Source organism: Actinomadura rugatobispora, from assembly GCF_055379765.1.
Genome location: NZ_AP029191.1, coordinates 5,372,945 through 5,396,302, shown reverse-complemented (window position 1 = coordinate 5,396,302; position 23,358 = coordinate 5,372,945). Strand labels below are relative to the sequence as shown.

23 protein-coding genes and 1 pseudogene are annotated in these 23,358 nt (G+C 72.7%); 16 read left to right on the top strand and 8 right to left on the bottom strand.

The features are described from left to right. Positions 1-375 precede the first annotated feature (375 nt). Positions 376-918, top strand: a complete 543-nt coding sequence (locus ACZ466_RS23975; protein ID WP_378286203.1) for a DUF4262 domain-containing protein — start codon at positions 376-378, stop codon at positions 916-918. 588 nt (positions 919-1,506) lie between these two features. Here the strand turns inward: ACZ466_RS23975 and ACZ466_RS23970 are convergent. Next, positions 1,507-2,103 (bottom strand): hypothetical protein, encoded by a 597-nt coding sequence (locus tag ACZ466_RS23970; protein WP_378286202.1) that lies wholly within the window; start codon positions 2,101-2,103, stop codon positions 1,507-1,509. A gap of 904 nt (positions 2,104-3,007) precedes the next feature. On the opposite strand from ACZ466_RS23970, the gene ACZ466_RS23965 reads away from it, so the two are divergent. From ACZ466_RS23965 to ACZ466_RS23940, 6 genes are all read left to right on the top strand, one after another. Next, complete coding sequence (locus tag ACZ466_RS23965) at positions 3,008-3,445, top strand: nitroreductase family deazaflavin-dependent oxidoreductase (RefSeq protein WP_378286201.1); 438 nt, start codon at positions 3,008-3,010, stop codon at positions 3,443-3,445. Positions 3,446-3,454: 9 nt separating this feature from the next. Beyond that, positions 3,455-4,069, top strand: coding sequence for an ABC transporter ATP-binding protein (locus ACZ466_RS23960; protein WP_378286200.1), 615 nt, complete (start codon positions 3,455-3,457; stop codon positions 4,067-4,069). After that, entirely contained in the window at positions 4,066-5,463 is a 1,398-nt protein-coding gene (locus ACZ466_RS23955; RefSeq protein WP_378286199.1) for a DUF6297 family protein, read from the top strand. Before ACZ466_RS23960 ends, ACZ466_RS23955 begins: the two co-directional genes overlap by 4 nt. Positions 5,464-5,539: 76 nt before the next feature. After that, positions 5,540-6,046, top strand: a complete 507-nt coding sequence (locus ACZ466_RS23950) for a hypothetical protein (protein WP_378286198.1) — start codon at positions 5,540-5,542, stop codon at positions 6,044-6,046. A 143-nt stretch (positions 6,047-6,189) separates the two neighbouring features. Continuing rightward, entirely contained in the window at positions 6,190-7,968 is a 1,779-nt protein-coding gene (locus ACZ466_RS23945; RefSeq protein WP_378286197.1) for a DJ-1/PfpI family protein, read from the top strand. A gap of 87 nt (positions 7,969-8,055) precedes the next feature. Then, the gene (locus tag ACZ466_RS23940; RefSeq protein ID WP_378286196.1) at positions 8,056-8,661 is read left to right on the top strand and encodes a response regulator transcription factor; all 606 of its coding nucleotides are present in this window, start codon (positions 8,056-8,058) and stop codon (positions 8,659-8,661) included. A 68-nt stretch (positions 8,662-8,729) separates the two neighbouring features. Here ACZ466_RS23940 and ACZ466_RS23935 read toward each other — a convergent pair whose 3' ends face one another. Continuing rightward, positions 8,730-10,328: a carboxylesterase/lipase family protein gene (locus ACZ466_RS23935; protein ID WP_378286195.1), complete on the bottom strand. Its 1,599-nt coding sequence runs from the start codon at positions 10,326-10,328 to the stop codon at positions 8,730-8,732. Between the two features lie 43 nt (positions 10,329-10,371). Then, positions 10,372-11,220, bottom strand: coding sequence for a poly(ethylene terephthalate) hydrolase family protein (locus ACZ466_RS23930; RefSeq protein WP_378286194.1), 849 nt, complete (start codon positions 11,218-11,220; stop codon positions 10,372-10,374). 290 nt (positions 11,221-11,510) lie between these two features. On the opposite strand from ACZ466_RS23930, the gene ACZ466_RS23925 reads away from it, so the two are divergent. After that, a complete protein-coding gene (locus ACZ466_RS23925) occupies positions 11,511-12,452 on the top strand; it encodes a PaaX family transcriptional regulator (RefSeq protein ID WP_378286193.1) in 942 nt (313 codons plus the stop codon). Positions 12,453-12,472: 20 nt separating this feature from the next. Here the strand turns inward: ACZ466_RS23925 and ACZ466_RS23920 are convergent, their stop codons facing one another. Both ACZ466_RS23920 and ACZ466_RS23915 read right to left on the bottom strand, forming a co-directional pair. Then, entirely contained in the window at positions 12,473-12,730 is a 258-nt protein-coding gene (locus tag ACZ466_RS23920; protein ID WP_378286192.1) for a thioredoxin family protein, read from the bottom strand. Further along, positions 12,645-13,163: a MerR family transcriptional regulator gene (locus tag ACZ466_RS23915; protein WP_378286191.1), complete on the bottom strand. Its 519-nt coding sequence runs from the start codon at positions 13,161-13,163 to the stop codon at positions 12,645-12,647. The genes ACZ466_RS23920 and ACZ466_RS23915 overlap by 86 nt, the downstream gene beginning before the upstream one ends. Positions 13,164-13,293: 130 nt before the next feature. On the opposite strand from ACZ466_RS23915, the gene ACZ466_RS23910 reads away from it, so the two are divergent. The 4 genes from ACZ466_RS23910 (at position 13,294) to ACZ466_RS23895 (ending at position 16,079) form a co-directional block, all read left to right on the top strand. Beyond that, positions 13,294-13,797 (top strand): mycothiol transferase, encoded by a 504-nt coding sequence (locus ACZ466_RS23910; RefSeq protein ID WP_378286190.1) that lies wholly within the window; start codon positions 13,294-13,296, stop codon positions 13,795-13,797. A 79-nt stretch (positions 13,798-13,876) separates the two neighbouring features. Continuing rightward, on the top strand, positions 13,877-14,458 hold the full coding sequence (locus ACZ466_RS23905) for a DUF6939 family protein (protein WP_378286189.1): 582 nt from the start codon (positions 13,877-13,879) through the stop codon (positions 14,456-14,458). Between the two features lie 85 nt (positions 14,459-14,543). Continuing rightward, positions 14,544-15,047, top strand: a complete 504-nt coding sequence (locus tag ACZ466_RS23900; protein WP_378286188.1) for a GNAT family N-acetyltransferase — start codon at positions 14,544-14,546, stop codon at positions 15,045-15,047. A 249-nt stretch (positions 15,048-15,296) separates the two neighbouring features. Continuing rightward, positions 15,297-16,079, top strand: a complete 783-nt coding sequence (locus tag ACZ466_RS23895; protein ID WP_378286187.1) for a VOC family protein — start codon at positions 15,297-15,299, stop codon at positions 16,077-16,079. Between the two features lie 86 nt (positions 16,080-16,165). Here the strand turns inward: ACZ466_RS23895 and ACZ466_RS23890 are convergent, their stop codons facing one another. Further along, complete coding sequence (locus ACZ466_RS23890) at positions 16,166-17,041, bottom strand: helix-turn-helix domain-containing protein (RefSeq protein WP_378286186.1); 876 nt, start codon at positions 17,039-17,041, stop codon at positions 16,166-16,168. Positions 17,042-17,143: 102 nt separating this feature from the next. Here ACZ466_RS23890 and ACZ466_RS23885 point away from each other — a divergent pair, with 102 nt between their 5' ends. Continuing rightward, positions 17,144-17,695, top strand: coding sequence for a YceI family protein (locus tag ACZ466_RS23885; protein WP_378286185.1), 552 nt, complete (start codon positions 17,144-17,146; stop codon positions 17,693-17,695). 10 nt (positions 17,696-17,705) lie between these two features. Here ACZ466_RS23885 and ACZ466_RS23880 read toward each other — a convergent pair whose 3' ends face one another. Next, positions 17,706-18,617, bottom strand: coding sequence for a TIGR03621 family F420-dependent LLM class oxidoreductase (locus tag ACZ466_RS23880; protein WP_378286184.1), 912 nt, complete (start codon positions 18,615-18,617; stop codon positions 17,706-17,708). Positions 18,618-18,757: 140 nt separating this feature from the next. On the opposite strand from ACZ466_RS23880, the pseudogene cbiT reads away from it, so the two are divergent. Continuing rightward, positions 18,758-19,351 (top strand): annotated as a pseudogene (gene cbiT / locus ACZ466_RS23875) (precorrin-6Y C5,15-methyltransferase (decarboxylating) subunit CbiT); the annotation flags it as partial. A gap of 223 nt (positions 19,352-19,574) precedes the next feature. On the opposite strand, the gene ACZ466_RS23870 reads toward cbiT, so the two are convergent. Then, complete coding sequence (locus tag ACZ466_RS23870; RefSeq protein ID WP_378286183.1) at positions 19,575-20,618, bottom strand: cobalt-precorrin-5B (C(1))-methyltransferase; 1,044 nt, start codon at positions 20,616-20,618, stop codon at positions 19,575-19,577. Between the two features lie 18 nt (positions 20,619-20,636). Here ACZ466_RS23870 and ACZ466_RS23865 point away from each other — a divergent pair, with 18 nt between their 5' ends. Then, entirely contained in the window at positions 20,637-21,398 is a 762-nt protein-coding gene (locus tag ACZ466_RS23865; protein ID WP_378286182.1) for a cobalt-precorrin-6A reductase, read from the top strand. Between the two features lie 102 nt (positions 21,399-21,500). Further along, on the top strand, positions 21,501-23,342 hold the full coding sequence (locus tag ACZ466_RS23860; protein WP_378286181.1) for a substrate-binding domain-containing protein: 1,842 nt from the start codon (positions 21,501-21,503) through the stop codon (positions 23,340-23,342). Positions 23,343-23,358: the final 16 nt, after the last annotated feature.

The following is a 23,358-nucleotide window of genomic DNA, read 5'->3' as shown; positions in this document are numbered from 1 at the left end:
AGCCGCCGGGTGCTGCTACTTCTCACCGATATTCGGGGCGTTCAGCCCCTCGAGTGCCGTCCAAACTGACCGACAAACATGCCGCTACTCATCAGTAATGTCGGCGTGCGTAGTGACGGCAACAGCCACCACCAACACATCTCAACCGCCGTCCAAGGTCGGGTGAAGGGGAGGAGGCAGGCGGTTGTTGTTCTTGAAAAGCGGAAGGTCGGCGGTTCGGCCAAGCCCCCTGCCCACAGTTCTGGCCAGCCCAAAGACCCCGAGCGATCATCGCCTGGGTCTTTCTGGTGACAGCAACGCCATCACCAGGGCAGCCGATGGTCAGGCCTGAGTGATCTCGCGGTCCGTCCGAGTTCGCCAAATATCATGACGGCCATGTCGCGTGACCAGCCCCCATGCCGCTGCCTTCTCTGCCATGACTACGGCGATGAGATCGAACCGATGACCGCGCAAACCATCGCACAGATCCACGAGCACGGCTGGCAGGTCATGATGATCCCCACGGACGATGTCGGTCCGGGCTGGGCCTTCACCATCGGCCTATGGCACACCCACGGGATCCCAGAGCTCGCCATGTTCGGTCTGGATATCTATGACATGAAGGACGGCCTCAACGGGCTGGCCGAACGTGCCCTCAAGGGACGCCCCGTCAAGGCCGGCCAACTCCGGCATGAGGTCATCGACAACCACCCCGTCATGCTCAAAGCCGTCGACCTGAGGTGGTACCGGACCTTCTTCGGCAGCGCGATCATGTTCTATCGTCGACCGCCCTTCCCGCTTCTACAGGTCGTCTGGCCCGACCATGACGGGTTCTTCCCCTGGCAACCAGAAAGCGACGTGCCCTACCGGAGGCTGCAACCGCAACTGTGGCTCACCCCCACCGCCCACCCAAAGGGCGTCTGGACCCAAGACCTTTGAGCAAGCGCCGACAGGCCGGGCAAGCGGCTCAACAAGATCATCTGGTAGCGGAACCAGGATCCGAATCCGACCTCGTCAAGCACGCTGCCTACCGGCATGGCCCACAGCCATACCCGCCAGCAACGGTGACAGCTTCTCGTCAAGGGCCGTGTGAGCGTGGATCATCATGGTCAGTGAGCCCGACAATCTTCCGTCCTCCATGACGCATGTCTTGGAAGCGGATCCCGGCCGGTCCGGCGGCGTCGCGGTCGCGGTGTCGGCTTCGGCGAAGATTCCGGCTCGATGAGCGTGATCTTCTCAGTCGTCGGCCCGTTCGGTGTTCTGTCGTCGGTCTTGGGGCGGATGAACCCCCTGGACGTCTGTACGACTTCCAGCGTGGCGCCTTGCCCGCACTACCGGCACAGGTCGGCACGCCTCGATCTCGAACGGATGAGGCAGAGCGCCAGGACGTACAGCGCCCTGAGCCGTTCGCCGGCGGCCCGAGGGTGTCTCGCGCCTGGTCGACCGTGAATGACCTTGCGGGCGTTGTGACCTTGACCAGCTTGGCCCTGTGGCGCGGGGTCGTGGACCGTGTTTCGTTGTGACGGGTCAGGATGCTGTCGCGATCGACACGAGCGCCAACGCCATGACCGCGGCGCATATGACACCGGCGACCGCGAACGCGATCCGGTAGGGATGCCGTTCGGCCCACGACACGAGGCCCGGGTAGGTTTGGGCGAACTCGTTGGCGTTGACGGGGTGGTCGGGGCCGTCGCAGGGCACGCCGAGCGCCTTGACCAGCCGGTCGAGGTCCTCGCGCCTGTAGGCGCCGGTGGACACTCTGATGAGCAGATTGCGGTGTGCGTCGAGCAGGAACAGGCTTTCGCCGGGCGATCCGCGTGGTGCGGTGATGGTCGCGCGCACCACCTCCGTGACGCGCGGGCGTGACCGACGCTGACGGATGAACAGCCATCGCACGATGATCTCGTTCGAGGTCAGGATGATGCGGGAACTGAGAAGGGCCCCGGTCGCCAGAATGATCAGCACGGCGAACAGGCCGCCCACGATCGGGGCGAACACCGCCGGGGCGTCGCCGATCAGGATCGCGGCGACGATGCCCACGGTGGCCACCAGCATGGCGATCAACATGACCAGTCCTGCCCGGAGGTCGGGTCGCAATTCAAGGTCGCCCTGGACATCACCCACGCGATCTTGCTCCCTTCGTCCGGCTGGTCAACAGGGTGCCGCATCGGTGATGGTGCTTCCGCCGCGGAGTCGGGGGCGTACAACGGCTCACCTGCGCCGCCTTGAGAACGGCCCGCACTTCGTCGACCGCCAGGCTCGATCGGCGTGGCCACCGTGACGGGCCGAGCGACGTTAGGTGTGGGGCCTCCTCACGGACGGGCGCCTGTCGTCCTTGACTGCTGGTCGTGGATGGCGAGCGGTCTGCGGTTCGCCTCACGCGGATGGGCATGAATGGCCTGAGCTCGCGCATCTGGGCGGACATGCGTGCCTGCCAGGTGGACGGTCTGGTGAAGACGCTCCTGGTCCGTTCTCCTGGGCGATCGCCGGGACAGGCGGGCGGTCGCGCTCGGCCAAGGCTTGGATGGCCACGCGGTCGTGGCAGTCACAGGGCGGAACCCCTCTTGCCAGGACGAAGTGCCTGCGGAGAGAAGCGGCTGAACGCAATCACCGCGGGAAGGGCGCCGCTGGTGCCCGCGCTCGACTGGGCGGCGGCGCGCCAGCGGCGGACGTGTGTGCGTGCTCGTGATGCCAGCCGCCTCGTTCTTGTCCAGGGCCGCGGCGATCACCGCCCGTTCCAGGGGTGAGAGCGTTTCGAGCACGACCAGTAAGGCGAACTACACCGCTTCCTTGCGGAGAACGTTCGTGAGGAGCGGTTTGGGCATAGGTTTCGCGTCGGGCCTGGACTCAACGACCAGCCGGGTCGTGGTCGTCCTCCGGATCGGCCACGGTGGCGTCAGAGGTTTCGGTGTGCGAGGTAGACGGCCCCGTGCGGCTCCATCCGTGTCTGGCTAACGATCCGGGCCGCCCTTCCCAACAAGCAGACGAGGGTGTTTGCTTGACGGTGTCGAGTCGCTGGGGGGTCGGAGTGGCGGAGAGGTTTCCGGTCGCGGTCGCCGCGGTGGCGGTGCGGATCTCGTCGGTTCTGGGCCTCGGCAGGATGCGCGCCGTCGCGCGGTTCAACCGGCGCGTCACCAATCCGATCCAGCGGCTGTGGGCCCCTCACCTGCCCTATTTCGCGCTCATCGAGCACACGGGCCGCAAGTCCGGGAGGAGCTACCGGACCCCGGTCATGGCCTTCGTCGAGGGCGGCACGATATCGGTGATGCTGAACTACGGCGCGGAGTCGGATTGGGTGCGCAACGTCCAGGCCGCCGGTTCGGCCGGGGTGAGGCATCGGGGCCGACGTTATCGGCTGACCGATCCTCGTGTCATTCCCATCGATTCCGCGGAGCTGCCGCCGGCCCTGCGAAGCGCCGGCATATCGGCGCGGAGTGCTCTCTTGGGAGCCCTCGTGCGGGCGTAGAGTGCGGGGATGATCGTCGAGGCTCGGGATGTGGGAGTCGAGCTCGGGGGCGGCCAGGTACTCGCGGGTGTCGGGCTCCGTGTGGGCCGGGGCGAGATCGTGGCCGTCACCGGGGAGAACGGGGCGGGCAAGTCGACGCTGCTGCGGTGCCTGGCCGGGCTCCAGGGCGGGGTGTCGGGGGATATCGCGGTGTTCGCCCGGCCTCCGGTGGACGAGCCGGGGTTCTGGCGCGACGTCGTTCTGCTGGAGGACGAGCCCGCCTGGTATCCGGGGCTGACGGTGCGCGAGCATCTGGAGCTGATGCCCTCGGTGCACGGCGCGGCGCGGATGGAGGTCGGTGCGGCGCTGGCGGCGTTCGGGCTGGACGAGGCGGCCGACCGGGTGCCGACGGCGATGTCCACGGGCCAGCGGCAGCGGTTGTCGCTGGCCATGTCGCTGATCAGGCCGAGCAGGCTGCTTCTGCTGGACGAGCCGGAGCGCGGGCTGGACCCGGCGTTCCGGACGCGGCTGGCGGCGACGCTGGCCGGGTACGCGCGGGAGGGCGGCACCGTGGTGATGGCGACGCACGATCCGGATCTGGTGGCGGCCACCGGTGCCCGTGAGCTGAGGCTGCGGGCGTCGTGAGGACCTGGACGGACCGGTACAGCGCCGCCTTCGCGTTCGCGACCGTGGCGATGCTGCTCCTGCCGATGCTGGGGGCGGTGCTGTCGAGCCTGGCGCGGCCGGTGGACCCGTCCAGGGTCGGCGCGGGCGTCGCGCTGGTCCTGCTGGCTTACGCGGGGTATCTCGCGCTGGTTCGCAGGTTCGGTCCGGTCGCGACCTCGGCCGCGGACGCGGCGTGGCGGGTGCTGTCGCCGCTTCCCCGGCGCGGGGTGCTGCGGAGGACGGTCGGCGTCCTGGTCGCGGTCGCTTTGGCGTCCGGGCTGATTCTGGCTGTGGGCGGGCTGTCGGCGGTCGGCGTCCGCGACCAGTTCGCGCTGCGGGTGCTCACGGCCGGGGTCACGGGGATCTCGGCGACGGTCGGCGGGATGGCGGTGGCGGTGCTGGCGCAGGCGTCCCCGGCGTGGGACGTGTGGCTGCTGGGGGTGATCGTCGCGCTGGTGGTGCTGGCGGTGCTCGCGGCGGTGCTGGGAACCGGTCCGCCGGCTTCGCTCGCCGGGGTGCCCGCGGCCGCCGTCGCCGCGGTGCTGGTGCGGCTGGCGTGGGCGGCGCTCGAACGCGTCCCCGCGCGGAGCATCCTGGACGCCTCGACGCGTGCGGGGCGGGTGGTCACGGCGGCGTTCCTTGTGGATCCTTCGGCGTTGAGCTGGATCGCCGAGGACGAGCATTGGCGCCGCCGGAGGCTGCGGTCGCGTCCGTGGCCGCGGCGGTTTCCGGGCGCGCTGGTGCTGGCCTGGTCCGACTGGCGGCGGCTGGCGCGCCGTCCGGGGCGGTGGGCGTTGCTCGCCGCCGGTGTCGTGCTCCCGGTGCTGACGGCGCGGGCCGGGGGCGGCATCACGGTCGTCACGGTGGCGGTGGTGGCGGTGGGGGCCTTCGCAGCGGCCGCGGCGTGCACGGCGGGTGCGCGGCGGGACGTGGACGATCCGAGCTTGGTGCGGCTGTCGGGTGTCGGCGTCCGGGCCGCCCTGGCGGCGCGTGCTCTGCTGCCCGCGCTGGTGGGCGGCGCCTGGCTCTCCCTCGCGCTGACGGGGCTCGTCGTGGTCGGCGCTCTCGGCGCGGGCCCGTGGTGGCTGTTCGGCCCCGCGGCCGCGCCCGCTCTGGCCGCCGGCGCGCTGCGGATGGCGCGGCGGGGCCCGGTCGACTATTCGATGCCGCTCGTCCCGATTCCCGGCGGTGCCATGGTCAGTGCTCCGATGCTCTGGGCGGTGACCGGGGTGGACCTGGCCGCGCTCGGCTGCGTCCCGGTGCTGTCGGCCTTGTGGGCCCAGCCGCACGCGCTCGGCCCGTCTCTGGTCGCGCAGGCGGTGTCCGGGGCGCTCGTCGCGGCGGTGTTCCTGCTCCCCCGCAGGAGCAGTTGACTCTTGGGACCGGTCCCGGGGCACTCGGTTTAGCGTCCGGTCGTCGGTGTTGTTGAGAGAAGCGATGGAGGCGCCCATGGCGACGCACTCGCCGCTCGGCGTTCTGGTGGCCGGTGTCGCGGTCCTGCTCGTTGCCGGTTGCGGAGGGGCGGAACCGCGCACGGCCCCGGACCGCACCAGCACGACCGCGGAACCGCGCACGGCCGCGGACGGTACCAATCTGGCCGCGTGCCAGGACGGTACGTGCGAGGTGAAGGTGACCGGCCCGGCGAAGCTTCCGGTGGATCCGGCGAAATTCAAGCTGGACACCTTGGAGGTCAAGCCGGAGAAGGGTGATTCCGTGTCGTTCACCGTGCGGAATTCCGGTGCGGTCGAGTCGACCTCCGTACGGGTCTGCGGTCCCGACGACCGCTGCCTGGACCTGGGCGGGGGCGGTTACGCCTCGGGGGACGGCGACTCGTCCGTGACGTCGAGCACGAGCTGGACGGCCGTCGAGGGTTCGCGCATCACGGCCAACGGACTCTTCATCACGGTGGTCTCGGCCGACGACGGTTCGGCGATCCTCCGCATGAGACCGGCCTAGTGCGTTCCGCACGGTGAGCCGGTGCGTTTCGCACGGTGAGCCTGTGCGGATCGCATGGGGAGGTGGTGCGGTCTGTTACTGGTCGCGTCCGGCGGGTCGGCTCAGAATTTCGGTAGTCCATTGCCGAGCCGGGAGCCGCCGGGATGAATCCCACCGAGTTGGAACGTGACGAACGGGCCTCCGGCTCGCCGGAGAGCGGCGGTGCGCGCGGGAGCTGGTGGCGCTTCGCGGGTCACTACCTGGAAATGGTGCTGGCGATGCTGGCCGGGATGCTGGTCGTCGGGGGCGCCGTCGGCCTGGTCGTCGACTACTCGCACGCCGACCATCCGACGGCCGGCTCGCTGGAGATGGCGTTCGCCATGTCGGTGGGCATGGTGGCGTGGATGCGCTACCGCGGCCACGGCTGGGCGGGCACGCTGGAGATGACGGCGGCGATGTGCGCGCCGCTCGTCGTGCTGCTGCCGCTGCTGTGGGCGGGCGTCATCTCTGGTGACGCGGTGATGATGCTGCTGCACGTCCTGATGCTGCCGGCGATGCTGGTCGCGATGCTCCGCCGCCGGGACGAGTACAGGGCCGTCCACCACGGGCGGGGCGACCGGGTCGTGCGGGTGGCCGGACGGGCGATGGTCGTGGTGCTCGCGCTCGCCCTCCTCCCGGCACCGGTGTACCTCGCCGGATCGCGGTCGTACGAGGCGAGCCAGTACACGAGGCCGGAGGCCACCACGGTCGCGGCGGCGCCGCCGGCGCACGATCCCGCGAAACGGACGGTCGCGGTCGTCGTCGGCAACGAGGGCGCCAACATCGCCGACGCGCTCGTCTCCTACGAGGTGCTGGCGGCCACGCGCGCGTTCAACGTGTACACCGTCGCGCCCGCGCGGCGCGCGGTGCCGCTGCTGGGCGGGCTGGACCTGGTCCCCGACCTCGACTTCGCGGAGCTGGGACGGCGGCTGGGCGGTTCGGCGCCGGACGTCACCGTCGTGCCGGCCATGGCGGACTCCGAGCCCGCCGTGACCGCGTGGGTCCGGGACACCGCGAGCCGCGGGCTGCTGCTGAGCGTGTGCACGGGCGCGGAGGTGCTGGCCGAGGCCGGGCTGCTGGACGGCCGGGACGCGACTTCGCACTGGTACCGCATCTCCGGGTTCGAGCAGGACCACCCGGAGGTGAACTGGCGGCGCGGGATCCGCTACGTCGACGACGGGAACGTGATCTCGACGGGCGGGCTGCTGTCGGCGGTGGACGGGTCGCTGCGCGTGGTGGAGCGGCTCCTGGGCGACGAGGCCGCGACGGCGGCCGCGCGGACGATCGGCTGGCGGCACTACTCCCCCGGGAAGGCCGCGACACTTCCCGATTCCAAGCTGACCGTCGGCGACGCCGTCCTGCACACGCTCAATGTCGGCTTCCGCTGGGACGCCCCCACCGTGGGGGTGGTGCTCACGAACGGGGTCGGGGAGATCGAGCTGGCCGCGGCGTTCGATCCGTACGCCGAGCACTCGATGGCCGCGCGGACCCTCGCGGTGGGGACCGCCGCGATCCGGTCGCGGCACGGTTTGACGTTCGTCCCGCGGGCGGGTGTGGCGGAGGCGGCGGACCGCGTCGACCGGCTGCTGGTCCCCGGCGCCGGTGCGGCGGCGAGGCCGGATCCGGGTGTCGCCGCGGCCGCGCGCCGCGCCGGCGTGCCCGTGAAGTACCTGCAGGACCGGCCGGGCTTCGCGTTCGACGCGGGGCTGCGGGACGTGGCCTCGACGATGGACGTCCCCACGGCGCGGTGGGCGGCGAAGATCCTCGAATACCCGGTCGCGGGGGTGGGGCTGTCGGGTCCCGGGTGGCCGTGGACGCTGCTCCTGCGCCCGCTCCTCCTCGGGCTGGCCGGTCTGGTCCTCGTGTTCGGCGCCGCGCGGGTGGTCCGCTCGCGCCGGTCGTGACGCCGCGGACAGTTGTGCCCTGGCACTGCCCGATGCCGCGCTGCTTAATTGGGTAGGGCCGGCGCAGGGCGTCTCGGGGAGGGGCAGATGATCCAGGTTCTCATCGCCGAGGACATGCGCATCCTGCGCGACACCCTGGTCTCCCTGCTGGATCTGGAGGACGACCTGAAGGTCGTCGCCGAGCTCGCGTGCGGCGCGGACATCCTGCCCGCGGCGCTCCGGCACGAGCCGGACGTCGCGCTGATCGACATCGATCTGCCCGGCACCGACGGGCTCACCGCCGCCGCCGAGCTGCACGAGCGGCTGCCGCGCTGCCGCACGCTGGTCCTGACCGGGAGGGGCGGGCCGGGCACGCTCCGCCGCGCGCTCGCCGCGCACGTGTCCGGTTTCCTCGTCAAGGACGCCCCGTCGCGGGAGCTGATCGACGCGGTGCGGCGGGTGGCCGCGGGGCACCGCGTGATCGACCCGGAGTTGGCGCTGGCCGCGCTGGAGGCCGCCGACAACCCGCTCTCGCCGCGGGAGGCGGAGGTCCTCCGGCGCCATGCGACCGGTGCATCGGCGGCGGAGATCGCCGCGGAGATCCACCTGTCCTACGGCACCGTGCGGAACTACCTGGCGTCGGCGGTCACCAAGCTGGGCGCGCGCAACCGGGTGGACGCAGCGCGCATCGCCGACGAGGCAGGCTGGCTGTAGGAGCGTCCAGTGGACGGCCGCGAGGCCCGGAACCTGGCTGGTTCCGGGCCTCGCGGGCTAGGGGCGGCTCAGGGGACGGTTGGTTGGGTCCACAGGTCGCACTTGTGGTCCTGGGGGAAGGTCGTGATGGGGCCGGTTCCCTCAGGGGCCAGGTTCTGCACTTGCGGGAACCTCTGCCAGGCCGGGGCGCCCGCGCTGTTCGGGTCGCCGGTACGGGCGAACGTGGCCCAGTACGACAGCATCCGGTCCGACAGCGCGTTCTGCTGGGGCGTCCCGCTCACGCCGCCGAAGACGTACCGGAGCTCCGAGCCGTGCGGCGCGCCGAGCGGGAAGCTCAGTGGCAGCCCGAGGTAGTCCATGGCGTGCGGGTCGTTGAACTCGTAGCCGTACGCCCTGGTGTGCCGCGCCAGCAGGGTCGTGGACGCGTGCGACGGGCAGGAGAACTGCGCGTCCGTGAAGATCGCGCCGAGCGCCTCGGCCGGAGTCCCGGACTCCGGCAGCGGGTAGCGCTCCAGGACCCGTTCGGCGTTGGACGGGAAGGCCCGCCGCACGGCCGCCGGGTACTCCTCGGCGGTGAGCCTGCGCCCGGCCAGGTCGTACATCGTCGCGACCGTGAGGCGGCCCTCGTCGCGGGTGGTGCCCTGGACGACCGGGATGCGCGGAAGGTCCCCGGTGCGGAAGGCGTCCATGACCTGGTCGCGGATCACGACGCCGTCCTCGATGGGCGTCCAGGGGAGGCGGCCCGCGGACGGGTCGGCGCCGGCGGCCTGGATCTGGTCGGCGGGTTTGCCGCGCAGGCAGGCCGCGTCGGAGCAGCCGAGCCCGGTGGCGAAGCGTTCACCGGCGGCCTCGGCGGTCTGCAGCGACGGCGTCGGGAAGGCGCAGCCGGACTGGGCCACGGCGCGGTGGAACAGCCCCCGTGCGGTGGGCGAGATCAGGTTCTGGCAGACGCTGCCGCCGCCCGCGGACTCGCCGAACGCCGTGACGTTGGCGGGGTTGCCGCCGAACGCGCCGATGTTGGCCCTGACCCAGCGCAGCGCGGCCTGCTGGTCGAGCAGGCCGTAGTTGCCCGAGGAGCCGGTGCGGGATTCGCCGGACAGCCCCGGATGCGCCATGTAGCCGAAGGCGCCCAGCCGGTAGTTCAGGGTGACGACCACGACGTCGCCGCGCTCGGCGAGGGCGCCGCCGTCGTAGAAGGTGCCCGAGCCGATGGTGTAGCCGCCGCCGTGGAACCAGACCATGACGGGCCGCGGTTTCACGGGACGCTTGGACGGGACGTGCACGTTGAGATAGAGGCAGTCCTCGCTGGGCGTGCCGGGGCCGGCGAGGTCGCCCCAGGGCGTCTTCGATCCTGTCTGCATGCAGGGGTTGCCCGGTTTGCCGCCGTCCCGCACGCCCTTCCAGGGGGCGGACGGCGCGGGCGGTTTCCAGCGCAGCGCGCCCACGGGCGGCGCCGCGTAGGGGATGCCGAGGAAGGCGGTCCCGTTCGTGTTGGAGACGCCGCGTACGGCTCCGTCGCGGGTGGGCACGACGGGTTCCACGTCGGCGGTGGCCTGGACGGGGGTGACCGCGAGCACGGCCGACATCGCGATCCCGGCCAGGGAGGCGATCAGCGTGGCGACCGTCCTGCGTCGTCGGCGCGGGTGGCGGGGGGACGGGGAGGTCATACAGATTCCCTTTCTGGGGGAAGGGGGACGAGGGTCGGTCTCCTCAGCTCAGGTTCTTCTGCAGGACGTCCCAGTCGGTGCTGCACAGGCCACAGTTCGGGCCCACGAACAGGCTCTTGGCCGCGGCGTCGCCCTTGAGCTGCCACTTGATCCAGGCGGAGCCGACGCGGCCGAACTCGCCGCCGTTGGGCTGGTCGTAGGTGGCGAAGTGGCCGACGTCGAGGTTGCCCATGAAGGCCGGCAGGGCGGAGGGGAGCCGCCGCCAGTCGTCCATGGCGTTCTGGTAGGCGATGTCGGACGGGCCGCCGATGAAGTAGCCGACGGGGGCGCGGAGCCGGGACAGCATGGGCTTGTCGGCGGCGCTCATGAGGCCGCTGTTGAAGATGCCGGTGGTGGTCACCCGGCTGTCCCTGCTGGACACCTCGTACGCCTCGATGCCGCCGCAGGACTGCCCCATCACCGCGACCCTGCCGGTGTCGATCTTGCCGCGGTACTTGCTGCCGACCCGGCCGTTCTCGGCGATGGCCCAGTCGACGGCCTCGGTGAGCATGTCGGCGTCGGTCTGGCCGAAGCCGCCCGGCCGCCCGTTGGCGATGACCAGGAAGCCGTGCGAGGCGAACTCCTTGAGGATGTTCTCGAACCAGGTGCCGTCGGCACGGCACGCGCCGTTGCCCCAGGCCACGATCGGCAGTGTGAGGCCGGCGGGGATGGTGTTCGGCCGGTAGATGGTGTGGTCCCGGAGCCGGAGGCTGGTCTCGTAGTCGGCGGGATAGGGGCCCGTGCCGCCGGGCGCCGCGTGGGCGGGCGCGACCGGGACGTGGAGCAGCGCGCCGGCCAGCCCGAAGACGATGCTCGCCTTGGCCAGCCGCCGGACGAACCGTCGGAGGTTCATGGTGCGGTCTCCTCGATGTGGGGGTGGGGGGAGGAGCGGGGAGGCGGGTCGGCTCCCCGCCGTGTCGTCGCATTGCACTTTCAGGGGCGCGCGCACGTTGAACTGTCGCAAGAGGAACGGCGGGCATCAATGGCCCGGCCGCAGGAGTGGGGACGGCACCAATCCGTTGAAAGACGGCCTTGGACGCCTCACAGACAGCTGGACATACGGCAGCCCGAAGGCCGTACGTACACCGAATCGCCGTACGTCCGGTCGGTGCCGGTGCCCGCCCGGTCCTAGACTCGGGCGGTGTGACGGGTACGCGCGCGACGACCGCCGGGCCGGAGGACGCACCGGACGGGGAGATCCGCCTCCCGCGGATGCGGAGCGGCCCGCAGCCGCAGCACCTGCTCCTCACCCTGCTGGGCGACTACTGGTACGGGCTGCACGACCACCTGCCGTCGGCCGCGCTCGTCGCGCTCCTCGGGGAGTTCGGCATCTCACCGGCCGCCGCCCGCGCGGCGCTCAACCGGCTGGCGCGGAGGGGTGTGCTGGAGTCGTCCAGGACGGGTCGGCACACCGGCTATGGGGTGACCCGCCGAGCCCCGGTGGAGGTCAGGCTCGGCCACGCGACGCGCAGCGCCATCCTGTTCGGCGGCGCCCCGCCCACTTGGGACGGGCAGTGGCGCACGGTGGCCTTCTCGATGCCCGAGGACCAGCGGAACGTCCGGCGCGCGGTCCGGGCGCGGCTGCGGTGGCTCGGTTTCGCGCCGCTCTTCGACGGCGTCTGGGTCTCACCCCATGAAAGGGAGGAGGAGGCCGGGCGGTTCCTCTCCGAGCTTGGGATACGGACCTACGTCGTCATGACCGCCCGGATCCCGCCGGGCGTCCCCCAGGGCACCGCCCCCTTGGACGCCTGGGACCTCGGAACGATCCGCGCGGGCTACGACGAGTTCATCGCCGAATGGGAGCCGCTGCTGGGCCGCGCGCGGGAGGGGGCCGTGGGCACGGCCGAGGCCCTGCTCTCCCGCACGGGGCTCATGTACGACTGGATGCACTTCCCCGGCGTCGACCCCCTGCTGCCCGAGGAACTGCTCCCGGCCGACTGGCCGCGGCGCCGCGCGCACGAGATCTTCGCCGAGCTGTACGACTCGCTGGGCCCGCTGGCCGAGACGCGCGTCCGCCAGATCATCGCGCGGTTCTCCCCCGAACGGGCGGCCCTCGTCCGCCACCACACCCACCGGGGACCCTGAAAGGCGCTGGGCGCGGAGTCTCAGAAGTGGTCGGCCAGTTCGGCCAGGAGGCGGCGCTTGGAGCGGGCGCCCACGATGCGGTGGACGACCTCGCCGTCCCGGTAGAGGTTCATGGTCGGGAAGCCCATGACGCCGTACCGCGTCACGATGTCCGTGTGCTCGTCCCCGTTGATCTTGCCGACGGTGAGCCGGTCACGGTACTCGGCGGCGATCTCCTCGAGGATCGGCGCGATCATCTTGCACGGGGGGCACCAGTCGGCCCAGAACTCGACCAGCACCGGCCGGTCGGCGTTCAGCACCCGCTCGTCGAAGTTCTCGCTGGTCAACGTGATCATTCAGGTCCTCCGGGAGGAGCGCGCAGCCCGGGCAGGCGCGCGCCAGCTGATCGGCCACCTCGGCCCGCAGCCCGACCAGTGCGCGGATCTCCGCGTCGATCTCGGCGAGCCGACGCCGGTAGACGGCCCGGGACTCCGGGCAGGCCGCCCCCGCCTCGTTGCCCGCCCGCAGGCAGTCGACGAAGGGCCGGGCGTCCTCCAGCGTGAAGCCGGCCGCCAGCAGCGAGCGGATCTCCTGGACGAGCCGCAGGTCGGACTCCTCGTACTGCCGGTAGCCGTTGTTCGAGCGCCGCGCCGCGAGCAGTCCCTGCTGCTCGTAGTAGCGCAGCGCGCGCGTGCTGACACCGGCCCGCTCGGCGAGCTCCCCGATCCGCATCGGCCCTCCCTGATCCGTGGCCGTCCACGACGCTACCCCTTGACACCGGCGTCAAGGTCAAGCCGCTTCCGGCTCCGAACTTGGTGATCACGTGAACCCGCGGCGGACGGGGCGCGCTAGCGTCGGAGGAATGACCAGTGCGGACTTGCTCGTCGACGCGTTCGGCAGGATCAGGGAGATCGTCCACCGGGCCGTCGGCGGCCTCACGCCCGAGCAGCTGGCCCACCGGGTGAACGGGGAGGCCAACTCCATCGCCTGGCTGGTGTGGCATCTCACCCGGATCCAGGACGACCACATCGCCGAGGCCGCGGCGGTGCCGCAGGTGTGGACGGCCAAGGGGTGGGACGAACGGTTCGGGCTGCCGTTCGGCCCGGCCCAGACGGGATACGGCCACTCCAGCGAGCAGGTGGAGGCGGTCAGGGTCGACTCGTGGGAGTTGCTGACCGGCTACCACGACGCCGTGCACGAGCAGACGGTCGCCTATGTGGAGACCCTGGGTGACGCCGATCTGGAGCGGATCGTGGACCGGTCCTGGGATCCCCCGGTCACGCTGGGGGTGCGGCTCGTCAGCGTCGTGTCGGACGACCTGCAGCATGCCGGTCAGGCCGGCTTCATCCGCGGCCTCCTGCCCTGAGCCCCTCGCTGGGGCGTCCCGAATGTCGGTGGCGTGCGGCAGACTGCCTGGCCTGCGCTTCCAGGGAGGTGGTGGGCCGATGGCGATCCATGTGGCGAGCCGGCGGCGGGCCCGGGCCTCGATCGAGGCCGCCCATCCGGGCGCGCTGATCGTGGACGTGACGTCCCGCGCGGAGGAGCCCTGGGTCCGGCTCAGCCCGTTCTACCCGCACGGCGGCATCCCGGTGCCGTTCACGCCGGGGGTGACCTCCTGGTCGGTGGAGGGGATCTGGCAGGCGCTCAAGGTCTTCGCGGACGAGGACGTCGACCCCGGCAGGCTGGCGATCACCTCGATGAAGGGGATCAAGCGGACCGTCCGCAAGTACGGGGAGGTCCGGGGGCATCGCCGGGGCCTGGCCGGGGCGGAGCTGCTCCCGTACGAGCGGGCCCGCCGGGAGATCTACCTGCCGTCCTACCGGTGGGTTCTGGAGCACCGCGCGGCCGATCTGGTCGCCGAGCTGGCCCGTCTGGGGTCCGAGGGCGACGTCGTGCTGCTCGACTACGGCACCAACGGCGATGTCGGTGATCTCTCCAGCCCGCTGTCGCACGCCGCCCTCGTCCGCCGCCACATCGAGGGGCCGCGCGCGGACGCCCCGAAGGCGCGGGACGCGCCCGCGACGTGATCTCCCGTCCGCGTCGCGCGCACGGCACGCACGCGGAAGGCGCGGCGCGCTACGCTCGGTGCCCGTTCCGCGACGTCGGGGGATCATGACCACCAGTGCCGAGGACGGGCCGCCCCGGGGCCCGCACATCAGGCTCGCCGGGGCGGACGACGACGGCCCGCTGCTGGAGCTGCGCATGGCCCTCGACCACGAGACCAGGTTCATGATGCTGGAGCCCGGCGAGCGCGAGCGGCGGGAGGCGCTGCCGAGCCTGTCGTTCCGGGTGGTGGCGGCCGAGGGACGGCGCCTGGTCGGGTACGTCGGGGTGGCGGTGCTGCCGTACGCGCGGGCCTGGCACCGCGGGCAGCTGGTGGTGGGGGTGCGCGCCTCGCACACCGGGCGGGGGGTGGGCCGGGCTCTGCTGGACGCCACCGTCCGCCAGGCGCGCGAGCGGGATCTGCGGCGCCTCGAACTCACCGTGATGACCCACAACCGGGCCGCCCTGGCGCTCTACACCCGCTGCGGCTTCCAGGTCGAGGGGCTGCGCCGTGCCGCGCTCCGGGTCGACGGGGCGGACGTCGACGAGTACTACATGGGGCTGCTGCTCTGACCGTCCCGAATTCATTCCGCGAGCGCATCGGCCGCGCGCTCGGCGGGGATGTAAGCGCGCGATAAAAAGCCGACGGCGGGGTTACTGAATTTTCCGGTAGGGGGGATTTCTTGGGAAATATCAGCCCGCCCGAACGTGATCGTTTATCACGGCCGGTCGTACGGTGGGGTGCAGGACACGACCGGGCCGCCGTCCGGTGCGAGGCAGGAGCCGAAGGGAGCCGCACGGGACGCGGGCGAGGAGGTCGCAATGCCGCAGATCACGTCGCACGAGCCGGGGACGCCGAGCTGGGTGGAGCTGAACAGCCCGGACGTCGGGGCGTCGAGGGCGTTCTACCGCGCGCTGTTCGGCTGGGACTCCTACACGCTGGTCGACGCGGTGACGGGCGAGTACGAGATCTTCACGCTCGGCGGCTCCGAGGTCGCCGGGCTGACCCCGCTCGCCGACGACTCGCTGTCCTCCACCTGGACGTGCTATTTCACCGTGGACGACGTGGCGGAGACGGCCGCGGCGATCCGCGAGGCCGGCGGGCAGGTGTTCGTCGACGGGCTCGCGCTGGGGCGGATGGGCCGGATGGCGCTCGCCGTCGACACCGAGGGCGCGGGGTTCGGCCTGTGGGAGCCGGGCCAGCTGCACGGCAGCACGGTCGTGGACGAGGCGAACACCGTGTGCTGGGTGGAGCTGGCCTGCCGTGACACCGAGGCCGCCCAGGACTTCTACGGCCACGTCCTGGGCTGGAAGGAGCCGGCCGAGTTCCGGGGCGTGACCGGAGACACCTCCTACCTGTGGCGGATGGCGGGCCGCCCGGTGGCCAGCCTGGCGCACAGCGGCCCCGGATCGCCCGAGGACGACGGGGTCCCGGCGCGCTGGATCCCCTGTTTCGCGGTCGCCGACTGCGACGCGTGCGCCTCGGAGGCGGTGCGGCTGGGGGCGGGCGTGACGGCGCCGTGCGCCGATACGCCCCATGGCCGATGCGCCGAGCTCGCGGACACCACGTCGGCGCCGATGTCCATCATCCGGCTGCCTTCCTGAGCGCCTTGGGGGGCGGCGGGAATCCCGCGTTCTCACATTTACCCGGAATTGCTTTCCGAATGGCGAGCAGTCCTTTTCCGCAGCGGTCAGGAGGCGTGGACGGCGCGGACGGCGTCCACGGCGTGGAGGGCCCCGGGACGCAGCCCGCTCAGGCGGTCGAGGGCGGCGGCGGTGGCGTCGTCGGCGGGCAGGTAGACCAGCAGCCGCTGGCCGTCGGCGACCGACAGCGTCTCGTACGACAGCCGCAGCTCCCCCGCCTCCGGGTGCGCGAAGCGCTCGTCCCCGGTGTGGCTCGGGAGGGGGCTCACCGACGCGATCCTGCGGGTGAACGGGGCGCCCGCGATGACGGTCAGGTCGTCGTTGAGGTGGACCAGGTGGGGATCGTCGGGGCAGGACTCGCTCTTGAGCCGGGCGATGTGCTCGTCCGCGACGCGTTCCCAGTCGGGGTAGACCGTCCTGGCGCGGGCGTCGGTGAACAGGTAGCGGAGCAGGTTGGGCCGCTCCCCGTCCAGGATCCCGGCCGGGCGGGCGAGGTGGTCGAAGCCGGTGGTGTGGGCGAGCACGTCGCTCAGCCGGTTGAGCAGGACGGCCGGGGCGGGTTCGAGCCGGTCGAGCAGCGCCCGCACGGTCGGCCGGACGGTGTGCACCGGCGGCGTGGAGGCCGGGCAGGGGAACGCGGAGGCGCCCTCGGCGGCCTTGGCGAGGCGGCGCAGGAGGAAGCGCTCGTCGGGGGGCAGCCGCAGCGCGTCGGCGAGGGCGGCCAGGACCTGGACCGACGGGTTGCGGTCGCGGCCCTGCTCCAGCCGGGTCAGGTACTCGACGCTGATCCCGGCGAGGGTGGCCAGCTCGGCGCGGCGCAGACCGGGCGTGCGGCGGCGGGTGCCGGCGGGCAGCCCCACGTCGGCGGGGGTGACGGCCTCGCGGCGGCCGCGCAGGTACTCGCCAAGCGGATTGTCGCTCACGGCCTGGAGATTACCCGCGCCGCGCGCCCGTAGCGTGGCCCTGAGAGGGCCATCATTCACGCGGCCTTCCTCCGGCCGCCGCCGGTCGGCAGGGTCTCCGGCATGACGACGAACACGACGAACACGAACACGACGCTCCCGCTCATCGCCGGACGCTGGGAGATCGACCCCTTCCACTCCTCCGCCGGGTTCTCCATCCGCCATCTCGGGATCTCCAAGGTGCGGGGGCGGTTCACCCGCGTGGACGCCGAACTCGTCGTGGGGGAGACCCTCGACGCGTCCTCGATCACCGCCACCGTCGACCTCGCCTCGATCGACACCGGGAACCCCGACCGGGACGCGCACGTGCTGGCGCCCGACATGCTGGACGTCGAGCGGCGGCCGCGGATGGCGTTCCGCTCGACCCGGATCGAGGGCGAGGGCGAGGACTGGACGCTCGACGGGGAGCTGACCATCGGGGAGGTGACCCGGCCGCTGGCGCTGGAGGTGGAGTTCGGCGGGGTCGAGGAGTCGGCCGTCGACGGGCGGCGGCACGCCGGGTTCGAGGCGAAGGGGAAGATCCGCCGGAGCGACTTCGGGCTCGGGTTCGCGCCCGGGGTCCTCGGCGAGGTCGTCCAGATCACGCTCGACGTGCAGTTCGTCGAGCCGCGCTGACCGCCGGCGGTCAGGAGCCGGCGAGCTTGGCGACGACGGGGGCGAAGGCGCCGAGGTCGGTCTCGCGGTGCAGGACGAAGTAGGACATGCCCTGCTCGTCCCGCCAGCGGCGCAGCTTGTCGGCCATGGCGGTGACGTCGCCGGTCAGGACCTGCGGCGTGTCCCCCTGACGCGAGGTGTCGGCGGCGCTCCACGCGGCGCGGGGCCCGCCGTCGCCGACCCGCATGACGCTGGTGCCGATCTCGATCCGGTCGAACCTGGGCCCGGCCGCCTCCCGCAGCAGGGCGATCTTCCGGACGAACGCCTCGGCGCCGCCGTCGGACGGGTCCGGGCCGGAGCCGTCGGGGAGCGTCCGCATGGTCAGGTTGACGATGTCGGCCTCCCGCGCGGCCAGGCGGAGCATGGTGGGGCCGCCGCCGCCGATGAGGATCGGCGGATGCGGCCGTTGCAGGGGGCTGGGCTCCTGTTCCAGGTCGTGGACGCGGTAGTGCTCGCCTTCGTAGGAGAAGGGCCCCTCGCCCCAGGCGCCCTTGAGGACGGCGAGACCTTCGCGTAGGCGGCCCAGGCGTACGCGTGGTTCGTCCAGGGTGAGACCCGCGCCGCGGTAGTCCTGGGCGAGCCATCCCGTTCCGATGCCCAACTCCAGGCGTCCTTCCGAAAGGACGTCGAGCGTGGCGGCCTCCTTGGCCAGCAGGACGGGATGCCGGAAGTCGTTGGCGAACACCATCGTGCCGACCCGCAGCCGGGTGGTGGCGTCGGCGGCGGCCATCATCGCCGCGATCGGGCCGAACCGGGGCCCGACGATGTGGTCGGGCACGAGCATCACGTCGAAGCCCGCGTCCTCCAGCCGCCGTGCCTTGCCGACCCACTCCCGCCGCGTGCCCGCCAGCCGGACCACCGCGCCGAACCGGAACGTCCGCATCCCGAACCCCTTCCACACCGAGCAACTACCAAGCATGCGCTTGGTCGCATCCCTACCGTGCCCCACGACGGCCGCGGCGTCACCCCCGCGAGTACGGTTGCGCCATGGGCGATCTCGGCGCGGCGGCGCACGGCGGCGCCGTCCCCGGCCTGCCGGACGACGCCTACGACCACGACGGCCAGCTCACCAAGCGCGAGGTCAGGGCGATCACCCTGGCCCGGCTGGCGCCCGCCGCCGGAGAGCTGCTGTGGGACGTCGGCGCGGGCGCGGGCAGCGTCGCGATCGAGTGGATGCGCGCCCATCCACGGTGCCGCGCGGTCGCGGTGGAGGCCGACCCTGAGCGGGCCGCCCGCGCCGCCGCCAACGCCGCGGCGCTCGGCGTCCCGGCGCTGCGGGTGGTCACCGGCACCGCCCCGGACGCCCTGGCGGGCCTCGACCCGCCGGACGCGATCTTCGTGGGCGGCGGGGTGACCGCCCCCGGCCTGATCGAGACCTGCTGGGCGGCGCTGCGCCGTCCCGGCGGCCGGCTGGTGGTCAACACGGTCACCGTGGAGGGCGAGCGGGCCGTGCTGGAGGCGCATCGGAGGCTGGGCGGCGACCTGACCCGGATCGCGGTCGACCGGGCCGCCCCGATCGGCGGCTTCACCGGCTGGCGCCCGCAGATGCCCGTCATCCAGTGGGCTGTGTTGTTTGAAGTCCCGGCCCACGGGGCTCGCCTGGCGGCTCGCCCCTAACCGGGCCTTTGGCGAGCGCGGCATCGCTCCGCGATCTGGCCGGTGGCGCTCGCCTCCGGCTTCGCACCACCGGCCAGGTAACGCGCTCGCGCGGTACCTCAGGTCACGTCGAAAAGTCCCGGCCTACGTTGCTCGCCTGGCGGCTCGCTCCTAACCCGGCCTTGGCGAGCGCGGCATCGCGCTCGCGCGGTATCTCAGGTCACCTCGAGAAAGGCCCTGGGTCTCAGGCGCGGCCTACGATCGTGCCGGCCCGGTCGATGACGACGACGTCCACCTCGACCGGGGCGCCGCGCAGCACGTCCAGGGCCACATCGCGGGCGCGGGCGGCGACCAGGTCGCCCAACGGCAGCCCGGCCTCCGCGCAGATCCGGAGCGCGTCCAGCGCGGTGTTGGCCTCCCGCACCCTGGCGGCGAGCCCGGCGTCGCCGCCCGCGTCCTGTAGCAGACCGGCCAGCAGGGCGAAGTCCACCTGAGAGCGCTTGGAGTGCAGGTCCAGATGCCCGGCCGCCAGCTTGGCGATCTTGCCGATGCCGCCGGCGACGGTGAGCCGGGGGACCGGGTGGCGGCGCAGGTACTTCAGCACCGCGCCCGCGAAGTCGCCCATGTCCAGCAGCGCGTCCTCGGGCAGGCCGTGCAGCTCGGCCACGACCCGCTCGGACGTGCTGCCCGTCGCGCCCGCCACGTGCTCGCGCCCGGCGGCGCGGGCCACGTCCACGCCGCGCCGGATGCTGTCGATCCAGGCCGAGCACGAGTACGGCACGACGACGCCGGTGGTGCCGAGGATCGACAGGCCGCCGAGGATGCCCAGCCGCGGGTTCCAGGTGCGGCGGGCCAGCTCCGCGCCGCCGTCCACGGAGATCTCCACGATCGCGTCGGCGTCCCCGAGCACCTCCCGCATCATCCGCCGCGGCACCGGGTTGATCGCGGGCTCGCCCACCTCCAGCGGCAGGCCGGGACGGGTGACGGTGCCGACGCCCGGCCCCGCCCGGAACACCACGCCGGTGCCGGGGGCGCCGTGCCGGACGGTGGCGCGGACCAGCGCGCCGTGCGTGACGTCGGGATCGTCCCCGGCGTCCTTGACGATCCCGGCCGTCGCGGCGCCGTCCGCCAGCTCCTCCACGGCCAGCGCGAACGCGGGCCGCTGCCCGCGCGGCAGCGTGATCTCGACCGGGTCGGGGAACTCGCCGGTCAGCAGCGCCGTGTGGGCCGCCTTGGTCGCCGCGGTGGCGCACGCGCCGGTCGTCCACCCGTACCGAAGAGAACTCACGCACCTAACATGCACCCTGTGCGTGTGCTGGTGCTCGGCGGGACCGGTGAGGCCCGCCGGCTGGCGGGGCTGCTGGCCGGCCGACGGGGCGTCGAGGCGGTCACCTCGCTGGCGGGGCGGGTCGCCGATCCCGCGCTGCCGCCGGGGGCGACGCGGGTCGGCGGGTTCGGCGGCGCGGACGGGCTGGCGGCCTGGCTGGACGCGGAGCGGATCGGCGCGGTGATCGACGCCACGCACCCGTTCGCGTCCGCGATCACGGCGTCGGCGGTCGCGGCGGCCGGGCGCGCGGGCGTGCCGCTGCTGGTCGTGCGGCGCCCCGGCTGGACGGAGGGGCCCGGCGACGACTGGCGGCGCGTGCCGTCCCTGGCGGAGGCCGCGGCGCGCCTTCCCGGCGAGCGGGTCTTCCTCACTGTCGGCCGCACGGATCTGGCGGCGTTCGCCGGGGACGCCCGCCGCTTCTTCCTGGTGCGCTCGGTGGACCCGCCGGGGCCGCCGCTGCCGCCGCGGACGCTGGCGGTGCCGGGGCGCGGGCCGTTCAGCGTGGACGGCGAGCTGGCGCTGATGCGCGAGCACCGGGTGGACGTGCTGGTCACCAAGGACAGCGGCGGTGCGATGACGGCCGCCAAGCTGACCGCCGCGCGGCGGCTCGGGGTGCCGGTGGTGATGGTCGACCGGCCGCCGGCGCCGGACGCTCCGACGGTGGGCACGGTGGACGAGGCGCTGACCTGGCTGGAACGGCAGGGTTGCCCTTCACAAAACACCCGCCAAAACCCGACTTAACCTCTTTTCCGGACGAATCCCGATTACGACGGGATCATTCCGGAGAAACGCGGCACAATACAACGCGGCGGCCTTACCCTCGCTCCGAAAACGAGGTAGGCGATGAGCGGTTCCGAGTACGGCCGGTACGGCGGCGGAGGACGGAGAAGGTGGGCCGAGGTGCTCGTCCCCCTGGCCGGGGCGGTCACGCTCGCCACACTGCTCGGCATCGGCGCGTACGCGTTCGCGAGCGCCGGCGCCGCATGCTCCGGCGATGACACGGTCACGCTGGACGTGGCCGTGGCGCCCGGCATCGAGCCCGCGATGGCCAAGGCAGCCCTCCGCTTCAACACCGACCGCCTCCCCACGAACGTCCGGCCCGGCGGCGACGCCGGCGGGGAGGGCGGGCGCTGCGCGCGGGCCGTGGTGCGCAAGGCGGACCCGGGGGCGATGGCCGCGCTGCTGGCCGGACGCAGCGTCCCGCAGGGCACCGGCGACCGGCGGCCCGACGTGTGGATCCCCGACTCGTCCCTCTGGACGGCGCTGGCCGCCGCCACGCCTGCGAGCCCCGGCTCCACCCCGTCCCCGTCCCCCGCGCCGGCGGGTGGCGGCGCGGTCGAGGTCACCCGGACCTCGGTCGCGCGCAGCCCGGTCGTCGTCGCGCTGCCCCGCACCCTGGCCGCCTCCCTCGCCCGGCAGGGCGTCACGGCCGCCCCGTCCTGGGACAACCTGCTCAACGCCGCCGGGGGCACGGCGGGCGGCGCGGTCACCAAGAACGCGGTGATCCCGCCCGGTTCGGTGCGGCTGCTGGTCCCCGACCCGGCCCGCGTCGCCGCCGGGATGCACGCGCTCGTCCTCACCGACATCCTGCTGGCCAACGACCCCAACAAGGACTCGATCTTCACCGGCATCGTCCGCACCGCGCGGGAGAGCACGCTGCCGACCGTGGAGTCGCAGTTCACCCGGTTCCGTCCGGCGGCGACCGGCAGGCAGCCGATCGCGCTGGCCTCCGAACGGGACGTGTGGGCGTTCAACCGGACCCGGCCCGCCGAGCCCGCCGTGGCGCTCTACCCGCAGGAGGGCACGCTCTCGCTGGACCACCCGTTCACGATCACGACGGCCGATCCCGGCCGCCGGGCCGCCGCGCGCCGGCTCGAACGCGCGATGGCGTCCGAGGCCACCCGCGCCGACGTGCGCGAGCTGGGTTACCGCTCCCCCGACGGGAAGGCGCCCGGCTCGTTCACCGCGGCGGCCGGGGTGAACCCGGGACGGCCGCGCGAGCTGCCCGCGCCCAAACCCGCCGCCGTCCGGCAGGTCATGCAGTCCTGGTCGAAGCTGTCGCTCGGCATCCGCATCCTGACGCTGCTGGACATCTCCGGGACGATGGCCGAGCCGATCGCGCCGGGCATCACCCGGTTGCAGGCCACCGCCCGGACCGCGCAGGGCGGGCTCAGCATGATGTCCAACGACACCGAGCTCGGCGTGTGGGCGTTCTCCACCGAGCTGCAGGGCGACCAGGACTGGCGGGAGCTGGTGCCGGTGGGCCCGCTCGGCGAGCGGATCGGGTCGGCGACGCGGCGGCAGGCGGTGCTGTCCCGGCTGGGGTCGGTCCGGCCGAAGACGACGGGCGACACCGGGCTGTTCGAGACGCTCACGGCGGCGTACCGGGAGATGACCCGCACCCACAAGGCCGAGTTCGGCAACACGGTGCTGCTGTTCACCGACGGCAAGGGCAACGACGACCCGGGCGGCCCGTCGCTGGAGCGCACGCTGGCCGACCTGCGGGAGATCACCGATCCGGGCCGGCCGGTGCAGATCGTCATGATCGGGGTGGGCCGCGACGTGGACACCCGGGAGCTGCGGCGGATCGCCGAGGTCGTGCCCGGCGGCGTGTACGTGGCCGAGTCGCCGGACCAGATCGTCAAGATCTTCCTGCAGGCGCTCTCCCGCCGCATCGGCGAGTGAGCCCGGCCGCCGCGCC

Excerpts from the sequence above, each read along its gene's own strand:
- ACZ466_RS23930 (WP_378286194.1), bottom strand. The coding sequence starts at position 11,220 with ATGAACCTCCGACGGTTCGTCCGGCGGCTGGCCAAGGCGAGCATCGTC.
- ACZ466_RS23975 (WP_378286203.1), top strand. The coding sequence starts at position 376 with ATGTCGCGTGACCAGCCCCCATGCCGCTGCCTTCTCTGCCATGACTAC.
- ACZ466_RS23950 (WP_378286198.1), top strand. The coding sequence starts at position 5,540 with ATGGCGACGCACTCGCCGCTCGGCGTTCTGGTGGCCGGTGTCGCGGTC.
- ACZ466_RS23895 (WP_378286187.1), top strand. The coding sequence starts at position 15,297 with ATGCCGCAGATCACGTCGCACGAGCCGGGGACGCCGAGCTGGGTGGAG.
- ACZ466_RS23945 (WP_378286197.1), top strand. The coding sequence starts at position 6,190 with ATGAATCCCACCGAGTTGGAACGTGACGAACGGGCCTCCGGCTCGCCG.
- ACZ466_RS23885 (WP_378286185.1), top strand. The coding sequence starts at position 17,144 with ATGACGACGAACACGACGAACACGAACACGACGCTCCCGCTCATCGCC.
- ACZ466_RS23880 (WP_378286184.1), bottom strand. The coding sequence starts at position 18,617 with ATGCGGACGTTCCGGTTCGGCGCGGTGGTCCGGCTGGCGGGCACGCGG.
- ACZ466_RS23910 (WP_378286190.1), top strand. The coding sequence starts at position 13,294 with ATGACCAGTGCGGACTTGCTCGTCGACGCGTTCGGCAGGATCAGGGAG.
- ACZ466_RS23905 (WP_378286189.1), top strand. The coding sequence starts at position 13,877 with ATGGCGATCCATGTGGCGAGCCGGCGGCGGGCCCGGGCCTCGATCGAG.
- ACZ466_RS23940 (WP_378286196.1), top strand. The coding sequence starts at position 8,056 with ATGATCCAGGTTCTCATCGCCGAGGACATGCGCATCCTGCGCGACACC.
- ACZ466_RS23915 (WP_378286191.1), bottom strand. The coding sequence starts at position 13,163 with ATGCGGATCGGGGAGCTCGCCGAGCGGGCCGGTGTCAGCACGCGCGCG.
- ACZ466_RS23860 (WP_378286181.1), top strand. The coding sequence starts at position 21,501 with ATGAGCGGTTCCGAGTACGGCCGGTACGGCGGCGGAGGACGGAGAAGG.
- ACZ466_RS23935 (WP_378286195.1), bottom strand. The coding sequence starts at position 10,328 with ATGACCTCCCCGTCCCCCCGCCACCCGCGCCGACGACGCAGGACGGTC.
- ACZ466_RS23900 (WP_378286188.1), top strand. The coding sequence starts at position 14,544 with ATGACCACCAGTGCCGAGGACGGGCCGCCCCGGGGCCCGCACATCAGG.
- ACZ466_RS23960 (WP_378286200.1), top strand. The coding sequence starts at position 3,455 with ATGATCGTCGAGGCTCGGGATGTGGGAGTCGAGCTCGGGGGCGGCCAG.